The 19,488-nt window shown below is 38.0% G+C and carries 20 protein-coding genes and 1 pseudogene; 20 read left to right on the forward strand and 1 reads right to left on the reverse strand.

The genetic code is table 11. The features are described 5' to 3' along the window. Window positions 1-53: 53 nt before the first annotated feature. Window positions 54-473, forward strand: a complete 420-nt coding sequence (gene cymR, locus C7N65_RS01145) for a cysteine metabolism transcriptional regulator CymR (RefSeq protein WP_105992632.1) — start codon at window positions 54-56, stop codon at window positions 471-473. Window positions 474-599: 126 nt separating this feature from the next. Beyond that, on the forward strand, window positions 600-803 hold the full coding sequence (locus tag C7N65_RS01150; RefSeq protein ID WP_105992633.1) for a CsbD family protein: 204 nt from the start codon (window positions 600-602) through the stop codon (window positions 801-803). Window positions 804-888: 85 nt separating this feature from the next. Here the strand turns inward: C7N65_RS01150 and C7N65_RS01155 are convergent, their stop codons facing one another. Next, the gene (locus tag C7N65_RS01155; protein ID WP_105992634.1) at window positions 889-1,896 is read right to left on the reverse strand and encodes an LLM class flavin-dependent oxidoreductase; all 1,008 of its coding nucleotides are present in this window, start codon (window positions 1,894-1,896) and stop codon (window positions 889-891) included. A 183-nt stretch (window positions 1,897-2,079) separates the two neighbouring features. Between C7N65_RS01155 and C7N65_RS01160 the strand changes: the two genes are divergently transcribed. The 18 genes and pseudogenes from C7N65_RS01160 (at window position 2,080) to yhbY (ending at window position 19,487) form a co-directional block, all read left to right on the forward strand. After that, window positions 2,080-3,222 carry a cysteine desulfurase family protein gene (locus C7N65_RS01160; RefSeq protein WP_105992635.1) on the forward strand — a complete coding sequence of 381 codons (1,143 nt, stop codon included), beginning with the start codon at window positions 2,080-2,082 and terminating at the stop codon, window positions 3,220-3,222. Between the two features lie 3 nt (window positions 3,223-3,225). Continuing rightward, entirely contained in the window at window positions 3,226-4,338 is a 1,113-nt protein-coding gene (gene mnmA, locus C7N65_RS01165; protein ID WP_105992636.1) for a tRNA 2-thiouridine(34) synthase MnmA, read from the forward strand. Window positions 4,339-4,442: 104 nt separating this feature from the next. Beyond that, window positions 4,443-5,111 (forward strand): tetratricopeptide repeat protein, encoded by a 669-nt coding sequence (locus C7N65_RS01170; protein WP_105992637.1) that lies wholly within the window; start codon window positions 4,443-4,445, stop codon window positions 5,109-5,111. A 3-nt stretch (window positions 5,112-5,114) separates the two neighbouring features. Beyond that, window positions 5,115-7,544, forward strand: a complete 2,430-nt coding sequence (locus tag C7N65_RS01175) for an ATP-dependent RecD-like DNA helicase (RefSeq protein WP_105992638.1) — start codon at window positions 5,115-5,117, stop codon at window positions 7,542-7,544. Window positions 7,545-7,857: 313 nt separating this feature from the next. Further along, window positions 7,858-10,489: pseudogene (alaS, locus tag C7N65_RS01180) on the forward strand (alanine--tRNA ligase). Window positions 10,490-10,556: 67 nt separating this feature from the next. Next, window positions 10,557-10,820, forward strand: a complete 264-nt coding sequence (locus C7N65_RS01185) for an IreB family regulatory phosphoprotein (RefSeq protein ID WP_105992639.1) — start codon at window positions 10,557-10,559, stop codon at window positions 10,818-10,820. A gap of 3 nt (window positions 10,821-10,823) precedes the next feature. Continuing rightward, the gene (gene ruvX / locus C7N65_RS01190; protein ID WP_105992640.1) at window positions 10,824-11,249 is read left to right on the forward strand and encodes a Holliday junction resolvase RuvX; all 426 of its coding nucleotides are present in this window, start codon (window positions 10,824-10,826) and stop codon (window positions 11,247-11,249) included. Between the two features lie 24 nt (window positions 11,250-11,273). Continuing rightward, window positions 11,274-11,585 (forward strand): DUF1292 domain-containing protein, encoded by a 312-nt coding sequence (locus C7N65_RS01195; protein WP_105992641.1) that lies wholly within the window; start codon window positions 11,274-11,276, stop codon window positions 11,583-11,585. Window positions 11,586-11,847: 262 nt separating this feature from the next. After that, window positions 11,848-12,489: an O-methyltransferase gene (locus tag C7N65_RS01200; RefSeq protein ID WP_105992642.1), complete on the forward strand. Its 642-nt coding sequence runs from the start codon at window positions 11,848-11,850 to the stop codon at window positions 12,487-12,489. Further along, window positions 12,486-13,412 (forward strand): peptidase U32 family protein, encoded by a 927-nt coding sequence (locus C7N65_RS01205; RefSeq protein ID WP_105992643.1) that lies wholly within the window; start codon window positions 12,486-12,488, stop codon window positions 13,410-13,412. Before C7N65_RS01200 ends, C7N65_RS01205 begins: the two co-directional genes overlap by 4 nt. 33 nt (window positions 13,413-13,445) lie before the next feature. Then, on the forward strand, window positions 13,446-14,696 hold the full coding sequence (locus tag C7N65_RS01210) for a peptidase U32 family protein (RefSeq protein WP_105993050.1): 1,251 nt from the start codon (window positions 13,446-13,448) through the stop codon (window positions 14,694-14,696). After that, window positions 14,696-15,319, forward strand: a complete 624-nt coding sequence (udk, locus tag C7N65_RS01215; protein ID WP_105992644.1) for a uridine kinase — start codon at window positions 14,696-14,698, stop codon at window positions 15,317-15,319. Before C7N65_RS01210 ends, udk begins: the two co-directional genes overlap by 1 nt. 28 nt (window positions 15,320-15,347) lie before the next feature. After that, the gene (greA, locus tag C7N65_RS01220; RefSeq protein ID WP_105992645.1) at window positions 15,348-15,830 is read left to right on the forward strand and encodes a transcription elongation factor GreA; all 483 of its coding nucleotides are present in this window, start codon (window positions 15,348-15,350) and stop codon (window positions 15,828-15,830) included. A gap of 209 nt (window positions 15,831-16,039) precedes the next feature. Continuing rightward, complete coding sequence (locus C7N65_RS01225) at window positions 16,040-16,726, forward strand: 5'-methylthioadenosine/adenosylhomocysteine nucleosidase (protein WP_105992646.1); 687 nt, start codon at window positions 16,040-16,042, stop codon at window positions 16,724-16,726. A gap of 19 nt (window positions 16,727-16,745) precedes the next feature. Then, window positions 16,746-17,273: a YqeG family HAD IIIA-type phosphatase gene (locus C7N65_RS01230; RefSeq protein WP_105992647.1), complete on the forward strand. Its 528-nt coding sequence runs from the start codon at window positions 16,746-16,748 to the stop codon at window positions 17,271-17,273. Further along, window positions 17,274-18,374 (forward strand): ribosome biogenesis GTPase YqeH, encoded by a 1,101-nt coding sequence (gene yqeH / locus C7N65_RS01235; RefSeq protein WP_105992648.1) that lies wholly within the window; start codon window positions 17,274-17,276, stop codon window positions 18,372-18,374. It abuts the gene before it with no gap. A 12-nt stretch (window positions 18,375-18,386) separates the two neighbouring features. Further along, window positions 18,387-19,196, forward strand: a complete 810-nt coding sequence (gene aroE / locus C7N65_RS01240; protein ID WP_105992649.1) for a shikimate dehydrogenase — start codon at window positions 18,387-18,389, stop codon at window positions 19,194-19,196. Further along, window positions 19,197-19,487: a ribosome assembly RNA-binding protein YhbY gene (yhbY, locus tag C7N65_RS01245; protein ID WP_105992650.1), complete on the forward strand. Its 291-nt coding sequence runs from the start codon at window positions 19,197-19,199 to the stop codon at window positions 19,485-19,487. The last annotated feature ends 1 nt before the right edge of the window (window position 19,488 follow it).

The raw sequence follows: 19,488 nt of genomic DNA on the forward strand, positions 1-19,488 counted from the left end.
GTAAAAAATGCTAGAATTGAATAAAACAAAATCGGATTAAGCGAGGTAATAAAATGAAAATTTCTACAAAAGGGAGATACGGCTTAACCTTGATGATTTCTCTTGCCAAGAGAGAAGGACAAGGCTGCGTATCGTTAAAAACAATTGCAGAAGAAAATAATCTTAGTGATCTATACTTAGAACAATTAGTGGGGCCGTTAAGAAATGCGGGATTGATTCGAAGTGTACGTGGTGCTAAAGGTGGATACCAACTTCGTGTGCCAGCTGATGAAATCAAAGCTGGTGACATTATTCGACTCCTAGAAGGTCCGATTTCCTTTGTCGAAAGTATAGATTCAGAACCGCCAGCGCAAAAAGAACTATGGTTGCGCATGAGAGATGCGGTAAGAGAAGTGCTCGATGGTACAACATTAAAATATCTTGCTGAGTTTAAAGATAACGATAAACTTAATAACTACATGTTCTACATTTAATAAGGACCGATAAAGCAGCTGGTATACTTTTGTATTCAGCTGCTTTATTGTTTTTTTGTTTGCTGACATTTTTATTGTGGTAGAACAAATTATAAATCAATTATACTTCGAACGGAGGAATAAATGATGACAAACAAAGGCGAAAGTAAATTAGAACAAGCTAAAGGTAATGTTAAAGAAACTGTAGGCAACGCTACAAACAACAAAGAATTAGAAAATGAAGGCAAAGCAGATAAAGCATCAGGCAAAGTCAACGAAAAAGTTGATGAAGCAGCAGATAAAGTAAAAGATACTGCTGATAAAGTTAAAGGTAAATTAAACGATAAATAAATTTTGATAGTAACGATAAAATGGGTGGAACGCTACGTTATACGTTCCACCCATTTTTTATGCCGTTTATTATGTTAAGCAGTTGTTATTTATTGTTGATTTCAGAGACAACTTTTTGAATGCGTTTGAATGAATCAATTTGTTTATCTTGATCGTAAACATAACTGATTGCCATTAACTCATCAATATCTCCGTAAATATCGATAAAGTTTTCAAGTTGTGCTTTCACTGTTGCTTCAGAACCGATTAATGAAGATTTTGCTCGGCTTTCAGCCATTTTCAGTTCGTTAGGAGTTAACAGTGATGCTAGATCATCTGTAGGGGGTTGCAGCGGTTCCATTCTGCCTCTTGCGATACTTACTGCTACTTGTGCTAATGTTGTAGCAAGTTTCTTCGCTTCTTCGTCTGTTTCAGCTACAATCGCATTTAAACAAACAATCATATAAGGTTTGTCTAATACATCAGATGGCTCGAATAATTCTTTGTAGATTGCCATAGCTTCTCTCATTTGCTGAGGCGCAAAGTGGCCGGCAAATACATAAGGCAAGCCCATTCTTGCTGCTAAATGTGCTGAATCAGTAGATGAGCCTAATACGTATAACGGTACTTCTTTACCGACAGCCGGATAAGCTCTGACATAACCTTGCTGTTTTTCAGGACCAAAATATTTTTGGAGCTGTGCAACTTCTTCAGGGAAAGCAAATACCCCGTTATGCTGATCGCGGCGCAAAGCGCTTGCTGTCATCATATCTGTACCAGGTGCACGGCCTAAACCTAAATCAACACGGTTAGGGAACATTGTTTCTAATGTTCCGAATTGCTCAGCCACGACTAAAGGTGCATGGTTCGGAAGCATAATACCGCCTGAACCGACACGGATGTTTTGTGTATGTTCTAATGTATGTTGAATTAATAACGCTGTTGCTGAACTGACCAAATTCGGTGCATTATGATGTTCAGCAATCCAATAGCGTTCAAAGCCGAGTTGATCAAGATTTTGTGCTAAGTCTATCATGTTATCAATGGCTTGCTTTTCATCTTGACCGTCTTTAATCGGCACTAAATTTAAAGCTGATACTTTTATATTACTCAAAAAATGACCTCCTCTTTAAAACTCGTAACTTAATTATAACAAGGGCGAAATAGAGAAAGAATTTTATTGCTTAACCACACCTTTTTGCATGTTATAATAATTGTTGAACAGAGTACTAGAAAATTTGTAGTGATGGTGCTAGAATTGGAACATTGATAAAATTGTGAGGAAGTGTCTGACAAAATGGAAGTATATGCAGATTATGCAGCAACAACTCCTGTTAAACCAGAGGTTATAGAGAAGATGATGGACTTGTATGCAAAGCATTACGGCAATCCTTCGTCCATCCATCATGTAGGTAGAGATGCCAGACAATATTTAGATGAATCAAGAAGAACAATTGCAAAGTTATTAAGCGCAAACCCGAATGAAGTAATTTTCACAAGCGGTGCAACAGAATCCAACAACACTGCAATCAAGGGCTTGGCTTACGCTAATCAGCATAAAGGCAAACATTTAATTACATCAAAAATCGAACATCATTCTGTTTTGCATGTATTCGAACAGCTGGAAAAAGAAGGTTTTGAAGTCACATATCTTGATGTAGACAAAGAAGGCCTTGTAGATTTAGAGCAATTAAAAACAGTTATGCGCGACGATACGATTTTAGTTTCTATTATGTTCGTTAACAATGAAGTTGGGACTGTTCAGCCGATGTATGACATTGAAGAAATAGTCAAAAGCCGCGGCGCATTATTACATGTCGATGCAGTACAAGCAATCGAACATCTGCCGATTGAATTCGATGACTTTGATATTGATACAATGAGTATGACAGCACATAAATTCGGCGGTCCTAAAGGTGTGGGTGTCTTATTAGTCAAACCAAATACACCGATTCAATATTCACAACTTGGCGGAGAACAAGAAACCAAGCGTCGTGCAGGTACTGAAAATGTACCGCAAATAGCAGGTATGGCCGAAGCATTGAAACTTGCGGCTGAAAATCGTGATGCAAACAATGTGCATTTAATGAATTTGAAAGAGCAGTTTTTAGTGAATCTCCAAGAACGCAGCATTCCATTTGAAGTTAATGGATCAATGACAGATACAACGGGGCACATTTTGAATTTATACTTCCCGTTTATCGATGTAGAAACGATGCTGACGCTGCTTGATTTAGCCAATATTGCTGTATCATCAGGTTCAGCATGTACAGCAGGTTCAACATTGCCGTCCCATGTCTTAGCAGCAATGTACGGCGAAGACGATAATCGCACAAAACAATCTATCCGCTTCAGCTTCAACGAACTGACAACTGAGCGTGAAATCAAATATATCGTAGCAGAAATTCACAAGATTTATCACAAATTTAAGGAGGAATAAAACGTGAGCAACCAAGATACACGTGTAGTAGTAGGTATGTCAGGCGGCGTTGACAGCTCTGTCACTGCTTATCTGCTTAAAGAACAAGGTTACGACGTTATTGGTATCTTCATGAAAAACTGGGATGATACTGACGAAAACGGCGTATGTACAGCAACTGAAGATTACAATGATGTCATTGCTGTGTGCAACCAAATCGGTATACCTTACTATGCGGTTAATTTTGAAAAAGAATACTGGGATAAAGTCTTTACTTACTTCCTAGATGAATATAAAAAGGGTCGCACACCTAACCCTGATGTAATGTGCAATAAAGAAATCAAATTCAAAGCATTTTTAAACCATGCAATGAAATTAGGTGCTGATTATGTGGCTACAGGCCATTATGCGAGAGTTAGACGCAATGACGACGGAACAGTAGAAATGTTAAGAGGTGTGGATAATAACAAAGATCAAACCTACTTCCTAAACCAATTAACAAATGAACAATTATCTAAAGTAATGTTCCCGTTAGGCGGCATGGAAAAATCTGAAGTCAGAAAAATTGCCTTAGAACAAGATTTAGCGACAGCCAAGAAAAAAGATTCAACAGGTATCTGCTTTATCGGAGAACGTAATTTCAAAGATTTCTTATCTAATTACCTGCCTGCACAATCAGGTGATATGCGTACGCTCAACGGCAAGAAAATGGGAACACACAGCGGTTTAATGTATTATACAATCGGACAGCGGCATGGCTTAGGAATCGGCGGAGACGGCGATCCATGGTTTGTTGTAGGCAAAAACTTAGACCAAAACATTTTATATGTTGAGCAAGGTTTCCATCACGATGCTTTATACAGTGATTATTTAATCGCATCTGATGTATCATTAGTTAATCCTATCGATTTAAGCGAAGGCTATGAATGTACAGCAAAATTCAGATACCGCCAAAAAGATACCAAAGTCACAGTGACACAAATCGCAGACAATCAAATCCGTGTAGATTTCGAAGAACCTGTGCGTGCGATTACACCTGGACAAGCAGTCGTATTATATGACGGCGAAGTCTGCTTAGGGGGCGCGACAATAGATGATGTTTATAAAAATGAAGGACAACTCACATACGTAGTTTAACTTGCTTGAAGAGACAAGGGAGCAATTCCTCGTCTCTTTTTTACATAGTTGCGTTAATTTCTGATAAAATAAAGAGTTGAATATGAAAGAAATGAGGACAAAGCATGAAACAAGAAGAAATTTATCAGTTGATTAAAGATGGACAATTCGAAGCGGCTTTAAAAGCCCTTTTTGAAAATATAGATGCACATCCAGAAGCCATTGAAAATTATATCAACTCCGGTATATTGCTTGCGGAAGCTGGAGAAGTGGAAAAAGCTGAAAAATTTTTCCAAAAAGCCTTAACAATCGATCCGGATAACGGTGCGATTTATTATAACTTAGCCAATGTTTATTACAACGCTGAAAGTTATAACGATGCTATCAAGTTGTATCATCAAGCCCTCCAAACAGGTGTTAATGAAGCAGATACTAATTATATGATCGGCATGTCATTCAACCAGTTGGGCGACTTTAAATCTGCTTTGCCGTTTTTAATGCGTGCTGCAGAATTAGATCAAAATCAAGACGAAGAAATCCAATTCCAATACGGTTTGGTGCTATGTCATATGGAAATGTTTGAACAAGGCATTCAACAATTAGATAAAGTACTAAAAATCAATCCGAAACATACCGATGCTTTATATAACAGAGGGTTAGCAGGATTCATGCATACAGAAGAGACGGACCAAGCTTTACCGTATTTTGAAAAAGCCGTAGAGATTGATCCGAAACATTTATTAAGCCAGCACGCGATTAAAACATTCAGTCAGCTTAAAGAAGAGGAGGAATAACCTTTGAAGGACCCTACATTATTTGATTATTCAATGGTCAAAGGAACAGTGGAAGCCATCCTGTTTCAAAACAAAGACAATTTTTATACGGTATTAAAAGTAGAACCGATTGAAACCAATGAAGACTTTGATGCGATGCCTACGATTGTAGGGTTCTTTCCTGAAATTGCTGAAGGAGATGTCTACACATTCAAAGGCCAAGCTGTAACCCATCCTAAATATGGCAAGCAGCTGAAAGCAGAAACTTTCGAAAAAGAAGTGCCGCAAACCAAAGATGCTATCGTCAGCTATCTATCCAGCGATTTGTTTAAAGGTATCGGTAAGAAAACTGCAGAAAATATTGTTGCAACATTAGGAGAAAATACGATTAATAAAATCTTAGATGATAAAACCGTATTAAAAGATGTCCCTAACTTATCGAAGAAAAAGCAAGAACAAATTGCTGATCAGATATACAGCAATCAAGAAGTGGAAAAAATAATGATTCGGCTTCATGATTTAGGCTTCGGACCTAAACTTGCGATGAATATCTATCAGGTATATCAAAGCGATACGATTTCAACGATAGAAAAAAACCCCTATGACTTGGTTTATGATGTACGCGGGGTCGGCTTTAATAAAGCAGACACTTTAGCTAAAAATTTGGGCATTGCTTTTGATGCACCTGAACGTCTCAAGGCAGGGCTATTGTATACGATTGAAGAAGAGTGTATCAAACAAGGGCATACTTACTTGCCTAAAGACTATGTCATCGAAACTTCGCTTGCGATGCTCAGCGGCAGTTACAATGAACAGATTGAACCTGATTTGTTAGAACAGATGATTACTGAGCTTACAGAAGAAAGCAAGTTGATTGAAGCGGATGAAACATTATCTGTCCCAAGTTTGTATTATTCTGAAATGAAAAGTGTTCAAAATTTATATCGCATTCAATCTCATCAAACGAAGCTGATAGATATCGAACAATCTGACTTGCAGATGCATATCGGTGAAATTGAAGAAATGAATGATGTGAATTATGCGGCGTCACAAAAAGAAGCACTTGAGACAGCCATTAATTCCAAGGTAATGTTATTAACCGGCGGTCCTGGGACAGGCAAAACTACCGTTATTAAAGGTATTGTAGAATTATATGCGGAGATACACGGTTTATCGCTCGATTATGATGATTATGATGAAGATGATTATCCTGTTGCACTGGCTGCACCGACAGGCAGAGCCGCAAAACGGCTTCAAGAATCTACAGGTTTAGAAGCGATGACCATCCATCGTTTGATCGGCTGGAGCCAAGATACAAAACCTGAAGATGTCCTAGAAAATGAAATTACCGCAAAATTGATTATCATTGATGAAATGTCGATGGTGGATACATGGCTCTTCCATCAATTTTTAAATGCGGTACCGATTGATGCACAAATTATCTTAGTCGGCGATGAAGACCAATTGCCCTCTGTCGGACCCGGACAAGTATTTAAAGATTTAATTGATGCCAAAGTGATTCCGCGTGTCAATTTAACAGAAGTTTATCGCCAGCAAGACGGATCGAGTATTATCGAATTGGCACATAAGATGAAATTAGGACAGCCGATTGATATTACACAGCGTTTTCACGATAGAAGCTTTATTCCATGTACAGCAGAACAAATTCCGGATGTTGTCAATAAAGTGGTCAGCTCAGCAGTCAAAAAAGGCTATGATATGAGCGATATTCAAGTACTCGCACCGATGTATCGCGGCAGTGCCGGCATCAAACGGTTGAACAAAGTGCTGCAAGATATATTGAATCCGAAAGAAGAAGATGCGAGAGAGATTGAGTTTGGTGAAGCGGTCTTTAGAAAAGGCGATAAAGTACTTCAGCTGGTTAATCGTCCTAATGATAACATCTTTAACGGTGATATCGGTGTGATTATCGGTATCTTCTGGGCGAGAGAAAATGAAATGAATAAAGATATTTTGGTCGTTGATTTTGAAGGCAATGAGATTACATTTACCAAACAAGATATGATGGAATTAACACATGCTTATTGTACATCGATTCATAAAGCACAAGGTTCTGAATTCCCGATTGTCATCATGCCGATTGTTAAACAATATTATCGTATGCTGCAGCGTCCGATTATTTATACAGGATTGACACGTGCTAAACAATCACTTGTCTTCCTCGGCGACAGCCAAGCATTTGATATCGGTATGAAGACATATGGACAAGTCCGTATGACACGTCTTGCACAATTGTTGAGAGATTACTTCGGTGCTGAAGGAGATGAAGATGCAGCTTCTGATACAGATGATTCAACTCATGAAGCAGATAACGAATCATCAGCACCAGCAGGACATAAAGTTGTTGCACTGACAGAAGAGACAATCTATGACATTGACCCGATGATAGGTGTCGGTGATGTGACGCCATATACATTTAATCAATCTAAATGATGGTTAGCTATGAGATTTAGTTGACTTTTTGTATGTGTCAGACTAAAATAAAATTAATTCGCATAAAGCCGAGTAAGCAAAGACTATGGTGAAGAGAGATACCGGCAGGTGAAAGGTATCGCATAGCTTGCTGAACGCTACTTTATGTCAGTCCGTATATAACATTGAGTGATGTGATTAATTGATAATCGCATAACTAGGGTGGTACCGCGATGCATTCGTCCCTTTGTGGATGGATGCATTTTATTTTGCGTTCTAAGCATGCCTGATACGGAAATTGAACAACAATGCATAATTAGGAGTGAGGTTATTTATGAAACAGCTAAAAGCAAGTGAAATCAGACAAAATTTCATTGATTACTTTAAAGAACAAGGACATATGGTAGAACCTTCTGCACCATTAGTACCGATTGATGATGATTCATTACTTTGGATCAACTCAGGTGTTGCGACACTAAAAAAATTATTTTGACGGTCGAGAAATCCCGAAAAAACCGCGTATCGTCAACTCTCAAAAAGCGATTCGTACCAATGATATTGAAAATGTCGGCTTTACAGCACGCCACCATACATTCTTTGAAATGTTAGGCAACTTCTCTATCGGTGATTACTTCAAACGAGAAGCAATTGAATTTGCTTGGGAATTCTTAACTAGTGATCGCTGGATGGGTATGGAACCTGAAAAATTATATGTAACGATTCACCCTGAAGATATAGAAGCATATGATTTATGGCACGATGTAATCGGATTAGATGAAAGCCGTATTATTCGAATCGAAGGCAACTTCTGGGATATCGGGGAAGGCCCATCAGGTCCGAACACAGAGATTTTCTATGACCGCGGACCAGAATACGGCAAAGAAGACCCGGCTGAAGAAATGTATCCAGGTGGCGAAAACGAACGTTATTTAGAAGTATGGAACTTAGTATTCAGTGAGTTCAACCATAACAAAGATCATACGTATACACCGCTTCCTAATAAAAACATTGATACCGGCATGGGCTTAGAGCGTATGGCTTCTATTGCTCAAAATGTACGTACAAACTATGAAACAGACTTATTTATGCCGATTATTGAAGAAGTAGAACGTATTTCTGGCAAAAAATATCAAGAAAAAGAAGCACAAGATGTTGCTTTCAAAGTTATTTCTGACCATATCAGAACAATTGCCTTTGCGATTGGCGATGGTGCATTGCCTGCTAACGAAGGCCGCGGCTATGTATTACGTCGTTTATTACGCCGCGCAGTACGTTTCAGCCAATCATTAGACATCAACAAACCATTTATGTATGAACTTGTTGATACAGTGGCAGATATCATGGAACCGTATTATCCAGAAGTAAAACAAAAAGCAGACTTCATCAAACGTGTGATCAAATCAGAAGAAGAACGCTTCCACGAAACATTAGAAGAAGGATTAAACATTTTAAATGAATTGACTAAAACTGCCAAACAAGGCGATAAAGTCATCAACGGAAAAGATGCTTTCAAACTTTATGACACTTACGGTTTCCCAATCGAATTAACAGAAGAAATCGCACAAAACGAAGGCTTAACAGTCGACATGGCAACTTTCGAACAAGAAATGCAGCAACAAAGAGACCGTGCACGTCAAGCACGTCAAAACTCTCAATCTATGCAAATTCAAAGCGAAGTGCTTAAAAACATCACTACTGAAAGTGAGTTTGTTGGTTATGATGTTATGGATCAGCACACAACACTTACTGACTTGATTTATAACGGAGAAAAAGTTGAACAAGCAGAAGCTGGAGAAACAGTTTACTTTGTATTGAAACAAACACCATTCTACGCTGTCAGCGGTGGACAAGTTGCAGATAATGGTACAGTCGGCAACGATAACTTTGAAATTGAAGTAACAGAAGTTACAAAAGCACCGAACGGACAAAACTTGCACAAAGGTGTGGTGCAATTCGGTCAAGTCACAGCAGGTGCTGAAGTAGAGGCATCCGTTAATCATGAAGAACGCCGAGACATTACGAAAAACCACAGTGCAACACACTTATTGCACGCTGCGTTGAAAGAAGTATTAGGCGATCATGTCAACCAAGCTGGTTCATTAGTTGAAGGCGAACGTTTGCGTTTTGATTTCTCTCACTTTGGTCCTGTGACTAAAGATGAATTAGAAAAAATCGAACGCCGTGTGAATGAAGAAATCTGGAAAGGTATTAATGTTACAATTAAAGAATTGCCGATTGAAGAAGCCAAAGCATCAGGTGCAATGGCGTTATTCGGCGAAAAATACGGCGATATCGTGCGCGTTGTAGATATGGCGCCATTCTCAATTGAATTATGCGGCGGTATCCATGTTAAAAACACATCTGAAATCGGATTGTTTAAAATCGTCAGCGAATCGGGTACAGGTGCTGGTGTAAGACGTATTGAAGCTTTAACAGGCAAAGCAGCATTCTTATATCTCGAAGACATTCAAGATAAATTCAATACAGTTAAAGATCAAGTCAAAGCAAAATCTGATGATCAAGTTGCTGAAAAAGTTGCACATGTAATCGACAGCGAAAAACAATTGCATAAACAACTAGAACAGCGCAATCAAGAAATTACAGCACTTAAAATGGGTAATATCGATGACCAAGTCGAAGATATCAATGGTCTTAAAGTATTAGCATTACAAGTAGATGCTGATAATGCAAAAGGCCTAAGACAAACTATGGATGACTTCAAATCTAAATTGCAAGATGCAGTGATTATCTTAGCAAGTGATGTCGGCGGCAAAGTTGCATTAGTTGCGACAGTACCTAAATCAGAAACAGATAAAGTTAAAGCAGGCGACATTATTAAAGAAATGGCTCCGATTGTCGGAGGTAAAGGCGGCGGACGCCCAGATATGGCCCAAGGCGGCGGCAGCGACCCTAGCAAGATAACAGAGTCATTACAATTCATTAAAAACTATATTAAATCTCTATAATCTCCTTGCACTCTCATGTAGAATAGAGATGTATCAGCCTACTATAGTATAAGGAGTGTGTAATGATATGAATAATTTCGACAAAACGATGCGTTTTAATATTGACGAAGTGCCAAAAGATGATGTTAAATCCGTGCTGACAAATGTGTATAATACGCTTGAAGAACGTGGTTACAATCCAGTAAACCAAATTGTAGGTTACTTGCTGTCAGGTGATCCGGCATACATTCCACGCCACAATGAAGCGAGAAATCAAATCCGAAGAATTGATCGCGACGACATTATGGAAGAACTTGTTTCTTACTACTTGAAAGTATCTGATCAAGATTAATTTATGTTAAAACATAAAATTATCGGATTAGATGTCGGCAGCAAAACAGTCGGCGTTGCTGTCAGCGATTTAATGGGTTGGACTGCTCAAGGCTTAGATACACTCCGAATCAATGAAGAAGAAAATGAACTAGGTATAGACCGATTGGCAGAAATCATCAAAGAAGAAGATGCAGATACTGTCGTCATAGGTTTGCCGAAAAACATGAATAATTCTATTGGATTTAGAGGCGAAGCTTCGATAAAATACAAAGAAGCACTGCTAGAAGCATTACCGGATATTAATGTGGTAATGTGGGATGAACGCCTTAGTACAATGGCTGCTGAAAGGTCATTGCTGGAAGCAGATGTTTCCAGAAAAAAACGGAGTCAAGTGATTGATAAAATGGCTGCTGTTTTTATCTTGCAAGGTTATTTAGATTCACTTTAATTTACCGTAAAAGGAGAGTTATTTATGTCAGAACAAAATCATAATCAAGATGCAGAATTACAAATCAATAACGATGAGGAATTATTAACATTATACGATGAAGACGGAAATGAAGTATTATATCGCAAAGTCTTAGAATTCTATCATCCTGGATTTGAAAAAGAATATGTTATTTTAGCTGAAGAAGGCGATACTTCAGACGATGATGACATGATTGAATTGATTCCTATGATTAACGTACCAGATGATTCTGGCGACGGTGGTAAATTCTTACCAGTTGAAACAGAGGAAGAGTGGGACATGATTGAAGAAATCGTGAACACTGAAATGGAATAAATGAGCAGTTTGAAGCGGAGGAGCTACCTCCGCTTTTTCTATGCACGGCTATAGCACTAGAGAAGTTTTTAAACTGAGGGATAAGTTTGAAAATTTATTAGCAGATATTCACTTTGAGTACTTAATATTCAACAAGATATATGGTAAAATATGTAAAGTTAATTTATGAAAAGTGCAGTGTTAAATAAGATAAGAATCAGTCATAAAACGACTGGTTTCTTTTTATTAAACCAGCACTCAGTATGGATAAAGGAAGAGAAACATGAGTAAAAATGAAAGTTATTTAGTCGCTTTATCACAAAAGCATCCGCACAAGTTAGAAGCGCTCAGACCCTATGCAATAGAACATGAGGTACCGATTATTCATCCTTTATCATTAGATATGGTTAAACAATTGATACGTATTCATCAGCCTAAACATATTTTAGAAATTGGTACTGCAATCGGATACAGTGCAATGCATTTTGCGTCAGTCGATCCTGATATCCGTATTACTACGATTGAGCGAAATGAAGATATGTATCAGCAAGCGAAACAAAATATCGCAGACTACGGCTATCAAGAACAAATCGAAATCATCTTCGAAGATGCCAGAGAAGCATTTGATGCAGTAGCTGATCGACAATTAGATATGATCTTCATCGATGCGGCCAAAGCACAAACGAAGAAGTTCTTTGAATTGTATACGCCGCTGCTTAAAACAGGCGGTCTCGTCGTGATTGATAATATTTTATATCACGATTTTGTGGCTGATATTGATGTGGTAAGAAGCAGAAATGTTAGACAGATGGTTAAGAAAATACAAAAATTCAACACTTGGTTAAATGATAACGAAGCGTATCACACTAACTTTTTAGATATAGAAGACGGCTTAGCAATAGCTGTAAAAGGAGAGTCGAAATGACAGAATTATTAGTGACACCGAAGTCGGTAGATCATATTGAAACGTTAATTTACAGAGGCGCTGATGCATTTGTGATTGGCGAACAAAAGTTCGGTTTGCGTTTAGCAGGCGAATTTGACAGAGAAGCAATGAAAGAAGCAGTTGAAATGATTCATGCACACGGCAAAAAAGCCTATGCTGCTGTGAATGGTATCTTCCATAATTATCACCTCAATGCTTTAGAAGACTATATTCAATTCTTGCATGAAATCAAAGTAGATAGAATTATCTTCGGCGACCCGGCAGTTGTAATGTATGTGAAGGAACAAGCGAATCCCATTCCTTTGAACTGGGACGCTGAAACATTAGTTACCAATTATTTCCAATGCAACTACTGGGGTAAACGCGGTGCTAAAAGAGCAGTATTAGCACGCGAATTAAGTTTAGACGAAATTTTGCATATTAAAGAAAATGCAGATGTTGAGATTGAAGTACAAGTACATGGTATGACTTGTATGTTCCAATCTAAACGTATGCTGCTCGGCAACTATTTTACATTCCAAGAGCGTCAAATGAAGATTCAGCGTGATGAAGAGACAGAGAATGATTTATTGCTGTATGATGAAGAACGAGAAAATCAATATCCGGTCTTTGAAGATTATAACGGCACACATATTATGTCTCCGAATGACATTTGTTTGATTGAAGAGTTAGAGCCGTTGTTTGAAGCGGGTATCGACAGTATTAAAATAGATGGTGTCTTGCATTCAGAAGAATATATTAACGAATGTACAGAGCAATACAGAGAAGCTATTGATTTATATAATGATGATCCGGAATCTTATGAAGACCAGAAATTCTTCTTGCTCGATGCGATTGAAAAAATTCAACCAGCACATCGACCATTTGACGAAGGTTTCTTATTCAAGCATACCGTATATTAAGGAGGAATTATCTTGGTTACTCAAGTTAAAGAAATGAAAACAAAATCTAAACGCCAAGTGAAAAAACCTGAATTATTGGCACCAGCCGGCAACTTAGAAAAACTGAAAATTGCAGTGCATTACGGTGCAGATGCTGTATTTTTAGGCGGTCAAGAGTACGGTTTGCGTTCAAATGCTGATAATTTCACAATGGAAGAAATTAAAGAAGGCGTTGAATTTGCAGCAAAATACGGTGCTAAAATCTATGTGACAACGAACATCATTGCGCATGATGAAAACATGGATGGATTAGAAACGTATTTGAAAAATCTAGAAGCGACAGGTGCAACAGGTATTATTGTAGCAGACCCGTTAATCATTGAAACATGCAAAAGCGTAGCACCGCGCTTAGAAATCCATTTATCAACTCAACAATCTTTAAGCAACTATAAAGCTGTTGAATATTGGAAAGAAGAAGGTTTGGACCGTGTAGTATTAGCACGTGAAACCGGTGCGATGGAAATGAAAGAAATGAAAGAAAAAGTGGATATCGAAATCGAAGCCTTTATCCACGGTGCAATGTGTATTGCCTATTCAGGCCGCTGTACATTAAGCAACCATATGACTGCCAGAGACTCAAACCGCGGAGGATGCTGCCAAAGCTGCCGCTGGGATTATGATTTATTAGAAGTAGAAGAAAACGGAGATCTAGATTTATACTACAAAGAAGGTAAAGTCGTACCGTTTGCGATGAGTCCTAAAGATTTAAAATTAATCGAATCTATTCCGAATATGATGGATATCGGCATCGATTCATTGAAAATCGAAGGCCGTATGAAATCTATTCATTACATTGCGACAGTTGTTTCTGTCTATCGTAAAGTGATTGATGCTTATGCTGAAGATCCGGATAACTTTAAAATCAAACCGGAATGGTTGGTTGAGCTGGACAAATGTGCCAACAGAGACACTGCTTCATCATTCTTTGAAGGTACACCTGGTTATCAACAGCAAATGTTCGGCAATGAGTCTAATAAAAAGACACCGTATGATTTCTGCGGCTTAGTCTTAGATTATGATAAAGAAACTAAAATTGCGACGGTACAACAACGCAACCACTTCAAACCAGGACAAGAAATTGAATTCTTCGGTCCTGAAATTGATGGTTTCACACAAGTGGTTGAAGCGATTTATGATGAAGAAGGCAATGAATTAGATGCTGCGCGCCATCCACTCCAAATCGTTCAGTTTAAAGTTGACCATGACATTTATCCAAACAACATGATGCGAAAGGAAATCGGATAATGAAAGCAACAACGATTATAGGTATTGCAGGCGGGTCTGGTTCAGGCAAAACATCAGTTACGAACGAAATTCTTCACAATTTAGAAGGTCATAGTGTTGCATTAATTGCACAAGACTACTATTATAAAGACCAATCGCATCTGACATTTGAAGAACGCTTGAAAACGAATTATGATCATCCGTTTGCGTTCGACAATGATTTATTGATTCAAAACTTGATTGATTTGCGCAACGGCATTCCAGTAGAGGTTCCGACATACGATTATGTCAATCATACGAGAAGCGCTGAAACCATTACATTTCAACCAAAAGATGTTATTATCGTAGAAGGAATATTTGCACTTGAAAACAAAACATTACGTGATTTAATGGATGTTAAGATTTATGTCGATACAGATGCGGATTTGCGTATCTTGAGACGCTTGATGCGCGATACAAAAGAACGCGGTCGTTCTATGGAGTCTGTCATTGAACAATATATGACAGTCGTGCGTCCGATGCACAATCAATTCATAGAACCGACGAAAAAGTATGCGGATATTATTATCCCTGAAGGCGGCAGCAATAAAGTCGCTATCGACATAATGACAACAAAAATCCAATCTTTAATAAAAAATCAATAGGAACACTTGAGTAAAGGAAGATGACAATATGGAAAACCAAAAACAATATCCAATGACCCAAGAAGGTTTTGAAAAGTTAGAACAAGAACTTGAAGAGTTAAAGACGGTTAAACGTCCTGAAGTTGTAGAAAAAATCAAAGTTGCACGTTCTTTCGGCGACCTTTCAGAGAACTCTGAGTACGATGCAGCTAAAGATGAACAAGGTTTCATCGAACAAGATATCCAACGTATTGAACATATGATCCGCAATGCACTGATCATTGAAGATACAGGCGACAACAATGTTGTTCAAATCGGGAAAACTGTTACATTTGTAGAAATTCCTGATGGTGAAGAAGAAGTTTACCAAATTGTCGGTTCTGCTGAAGCGGATGCTTTCAACGGCAAAATTTCTAACGAATCACCAATCGCTAAAAGTTTAATCGGAAAACACTTAGACGACGAAGTGCGTGTACCACTACCAAACGGTGCAGAAATGAAAGTTAAAATTACTAATATTCAATCTCAATAATTATGAAATAATGCAATCGTATTTGGATTGCTAAATAAAATGATGACGGTTGGCGATACTTTTTCTGTTTGAAACACACTTTCAATAAGCAAAAGTAAAGCGCCAACCTTTTTTTGTGGATTGAAGCTTTGTTGCAATGTGATTGGTCGTTGCGACTAGCAAATTATGATAAAATATCACTGATAGTTAATTTGAAAGGGGAAATGACGATGATTGGTATCATTGGCGCAATGGAAGAAGAAATTATGATTTTAAGAGATAACATTACACATCTCGAAGAAATCACAATTGCGCATGTTAAGTTTTATAAAGGTCAGATCAACAAAAAAGATGTTGTTCTGACACTCAGCGGTATCGGCAAAGTCAATGCCAGTATTTCAACAGCATTGCTGATTAACGAATTTTCACCGGACGCTATTTTAAATACAGGTTCAGCAGGTGCACTTGATCATTCATTGAATATCGGAGATGTTCTGATTGGGACAAAAGCAATGTATCATGATGCAGATGCGCGTGCTTTCGGATACGAATTAGGTCAGATTCCTAATATGCCGTTAGCGTATGAAGCAGATAATGATTTGGCAGAACTTGCACAAGCTGTTATAGAGAAACAGCAGCTGACAGGCCGTTTAGGTCTCATTGTCAGCGGTGATAGTTTTATTGGTGAAGTCAAACAGCGCGAACATATTAAAGCACATTTCCCTGAAGCTATGGCAGTAGAAATGGAAGCAACAGCAATTGCACAGACTTGCTACCAATTCAAAGTACCGTTTATTGTTACAAGAGCAGTGTCTGATTTAGCAAATGGCGAAGCTAACGTAACGTTTGATGAATTTATTGGAAAAGCAGCGAAATCATCAAGTGAAATTGTATTACAAATGTTGAAATCTTTATAAGGATAAGGTGAATTGTTGTATGGGAATCTTAAGTAAAAACTTTATGCCGAATGCCTATGTGCAGTCTATACATGAAATTGATTTTGATAAGTTAGCAGAGAACGGTATTAAAGGTGTCATTACTGATTTAGATAACACTTTAGTCGGTTGGGATGTCGCAGACCCGACACCAGCTGTGATTCATTGGTTTAATATGCTCAATGAAAAAGGCATTAAAGTCACAGTAGTGTCTAATAACCACCAAAACAGAGTATCAAGCTTCTGCCAACCGTTAAAAGTCAATTATATTTTCGAAGCAAGAAAACCGATGGGCAAAGCATTTAAACATGCGGCAGATCGTATGGGGTTAAAACCAAAAGAAACAGTGGTCATCGGCGATCAAATGCTGACGGATGTATTCGGAGGCAACCGCCGCGGTATGTATACAGTAATGGTAGTACCTGTTAAAAAAACAGACGGTTTTGTGACGAAATTCAATCGTATTATCGAAAGACGTCTGCTCAACAGATATAAAAGAAAAGGCTATATTAAGTGGGAGGAAAATTGATTGACAGAAACGAGCAAATGTATCGGATGCGGCGCTGAACTACAGGCTGACGATCCGAAAAAACCCGGTTATGTCCCGGCGCATAATCTGCATAAAGAAGATGTAATCTGCCAGCGTTGTTTCAGATTGAAAAATTATAACGAGATTCAAGATGTCGGTATGGATAGCGAAGACTTTTTAGACTTGCTGAATAATTTAGCAGATAAAAAGGGACTCGTTGTTAATGTTGTGGATGTCTTCGACTTTGAAGGTTCATTTATCAATGCATTAAAACGTATTGTCGGCAACAAGAAAGTCATCTTAGCTGCTAACAAAGTGGATTTGCTGCCGAAACAAATCAATAAACGCCGTGTTAAAGAATGGTTGAAGAAATCAGCACGCAAATATGGTTTAGAAGCAGAGGATGTTGTCTTGATTTCAGCTGAAAAAGGCTATGCTATCAATGACTTGTTAGAAGCAATTCAAAAACATCGCAGCAATGACGATGTTTATATTGTCGGTACAACTAATGTCGGCAAATCTACTTTAATCAACAAATTAATCGAACAAAGCGTAGGGGAAAAGAATGTCGTTACGACATCAAGGTTCCCAGGTACAACATTGGATTTAATCGATATCCCATTAGACGATACGTCATTTATGTACGATACACCAGGCATTATCCAAGACCATCAAATGACACATTATGTATCAGAAAAAGAATTAAAACAGATTATGCCGAATAAAGAAATTAAACAACGTGTTTATCAATTGAATGAAGGTCAAACATTATTCTTTGGAGGACTTGCACGTATTGATTATGTCTCAGGCGGCAAACGTCCCTTAGTATGCTACTTCTCTAATCAGCTGCATATTCATCGTACTAAGACTGAAAAAGCAAATGATTTATGGCGTACACAGCTTGGAGACTTATTAACACCTCCAGGCAATCGTGATGACTTTGATTTAAATGATATGAAAGCAGTCCGCTTAGAAACGGGTAAAGAGAAAAGAGATATCATGATAGCGGGCTTAGGATTTATTACTATCGGTCCTGGCGCTAAAGTCATTGTCAGAGTACCGAAGTCTGTAGATGTAGTGTTAAGAAATTCTATCATGTAGCAGGTGATAATTATGAAATTTGCGGTAATCGGTCATCCTATCGACCACTCGTTATCTCCTATCATGCATAATGCCAACTTTAAAGCATTAGGGCGTGATGACACTTATGAAGCATTGAATATTCCACCCAAGCATTTTCATCTGATTAAAGAAATAATCAGCGAAAAGCAATTGGACGGCTTTAATATTACAATCCCGCATAAGGAAAGTATTATTCCTTATCTGGATGAAATCGATGTACATGCTTCTAAGATAGGTGCAATTAATACAGTTAAAATACAAGATGGCAAATGGACAGGGTATAACACAGACGGCATCGGTTATGTTAAAGGCTTAAAACGTGTGTATCCAGATTTAAAGCATGCGAAGATTTTATTGATTGGTGCTGGCGGTGCTAGCAAAGGATTAGCAGCTGCACTGAGTGAAATTGTAAATAAGCCGCTGACAGTTGCCAATCGTACGATGAAACGTTTCGATACTTGGGATTTAGAGGTCGAACAATATACACTTAAAGAAGCAGAAACTAATTTAGAACAATTTGATATTGTGATTAATACAACGCCCGCTGGGATGAATCATAACCAAGATGTTGTGATTTCATTGGATCAGTTAGCACCTGATACCTTAGTAAGCGATATCGTGTATATCCCAGAGAAAACACCGATACTTGCTTTAGCAGAAGCAAAAGGCAATCCTATCTATAATGGGTTGGATATGTTTGTGAATCAAGGTGCTGAGAGTTTTAAAATATGGAGCGGGGCAGAAGCGGATATTGAAGTAATGAAAAGTACAGTGATTGAACAATTAAAAAGGAGAAATTAAATGCTGACAGGTAAACAAAAAAGATTTTTAAGAAGCAAAGCACATCATGTTAACCCAACTTTCCAAATCGGCAAAGCGGGATTAAATGATAATATGATTGAGCAGCTGAATGAAATTTTAGAGAATAGAGAACTTATCAAGATTCATATCTTGCAAAATAACATGGATGATAAAAGTGAATTAGCACAAGCAGTCAGTGAAGCGACAAAAAGTGAATTGGTACAAGTAATCGGATCTATGATTGTGTTATATAAAGAATCTAAAGAAAACAAACAGATTGAACTCCCATAAT

The sequence above is a fragment of the Staphylococcus simulans genome (assembly GCF_002994445.1).
GTDB lineage: Bacteria > Bacillota > Bacilli > Staphylococcales > Staphylococcaceae > Staphylococcus > Staphylococcus simulans_B.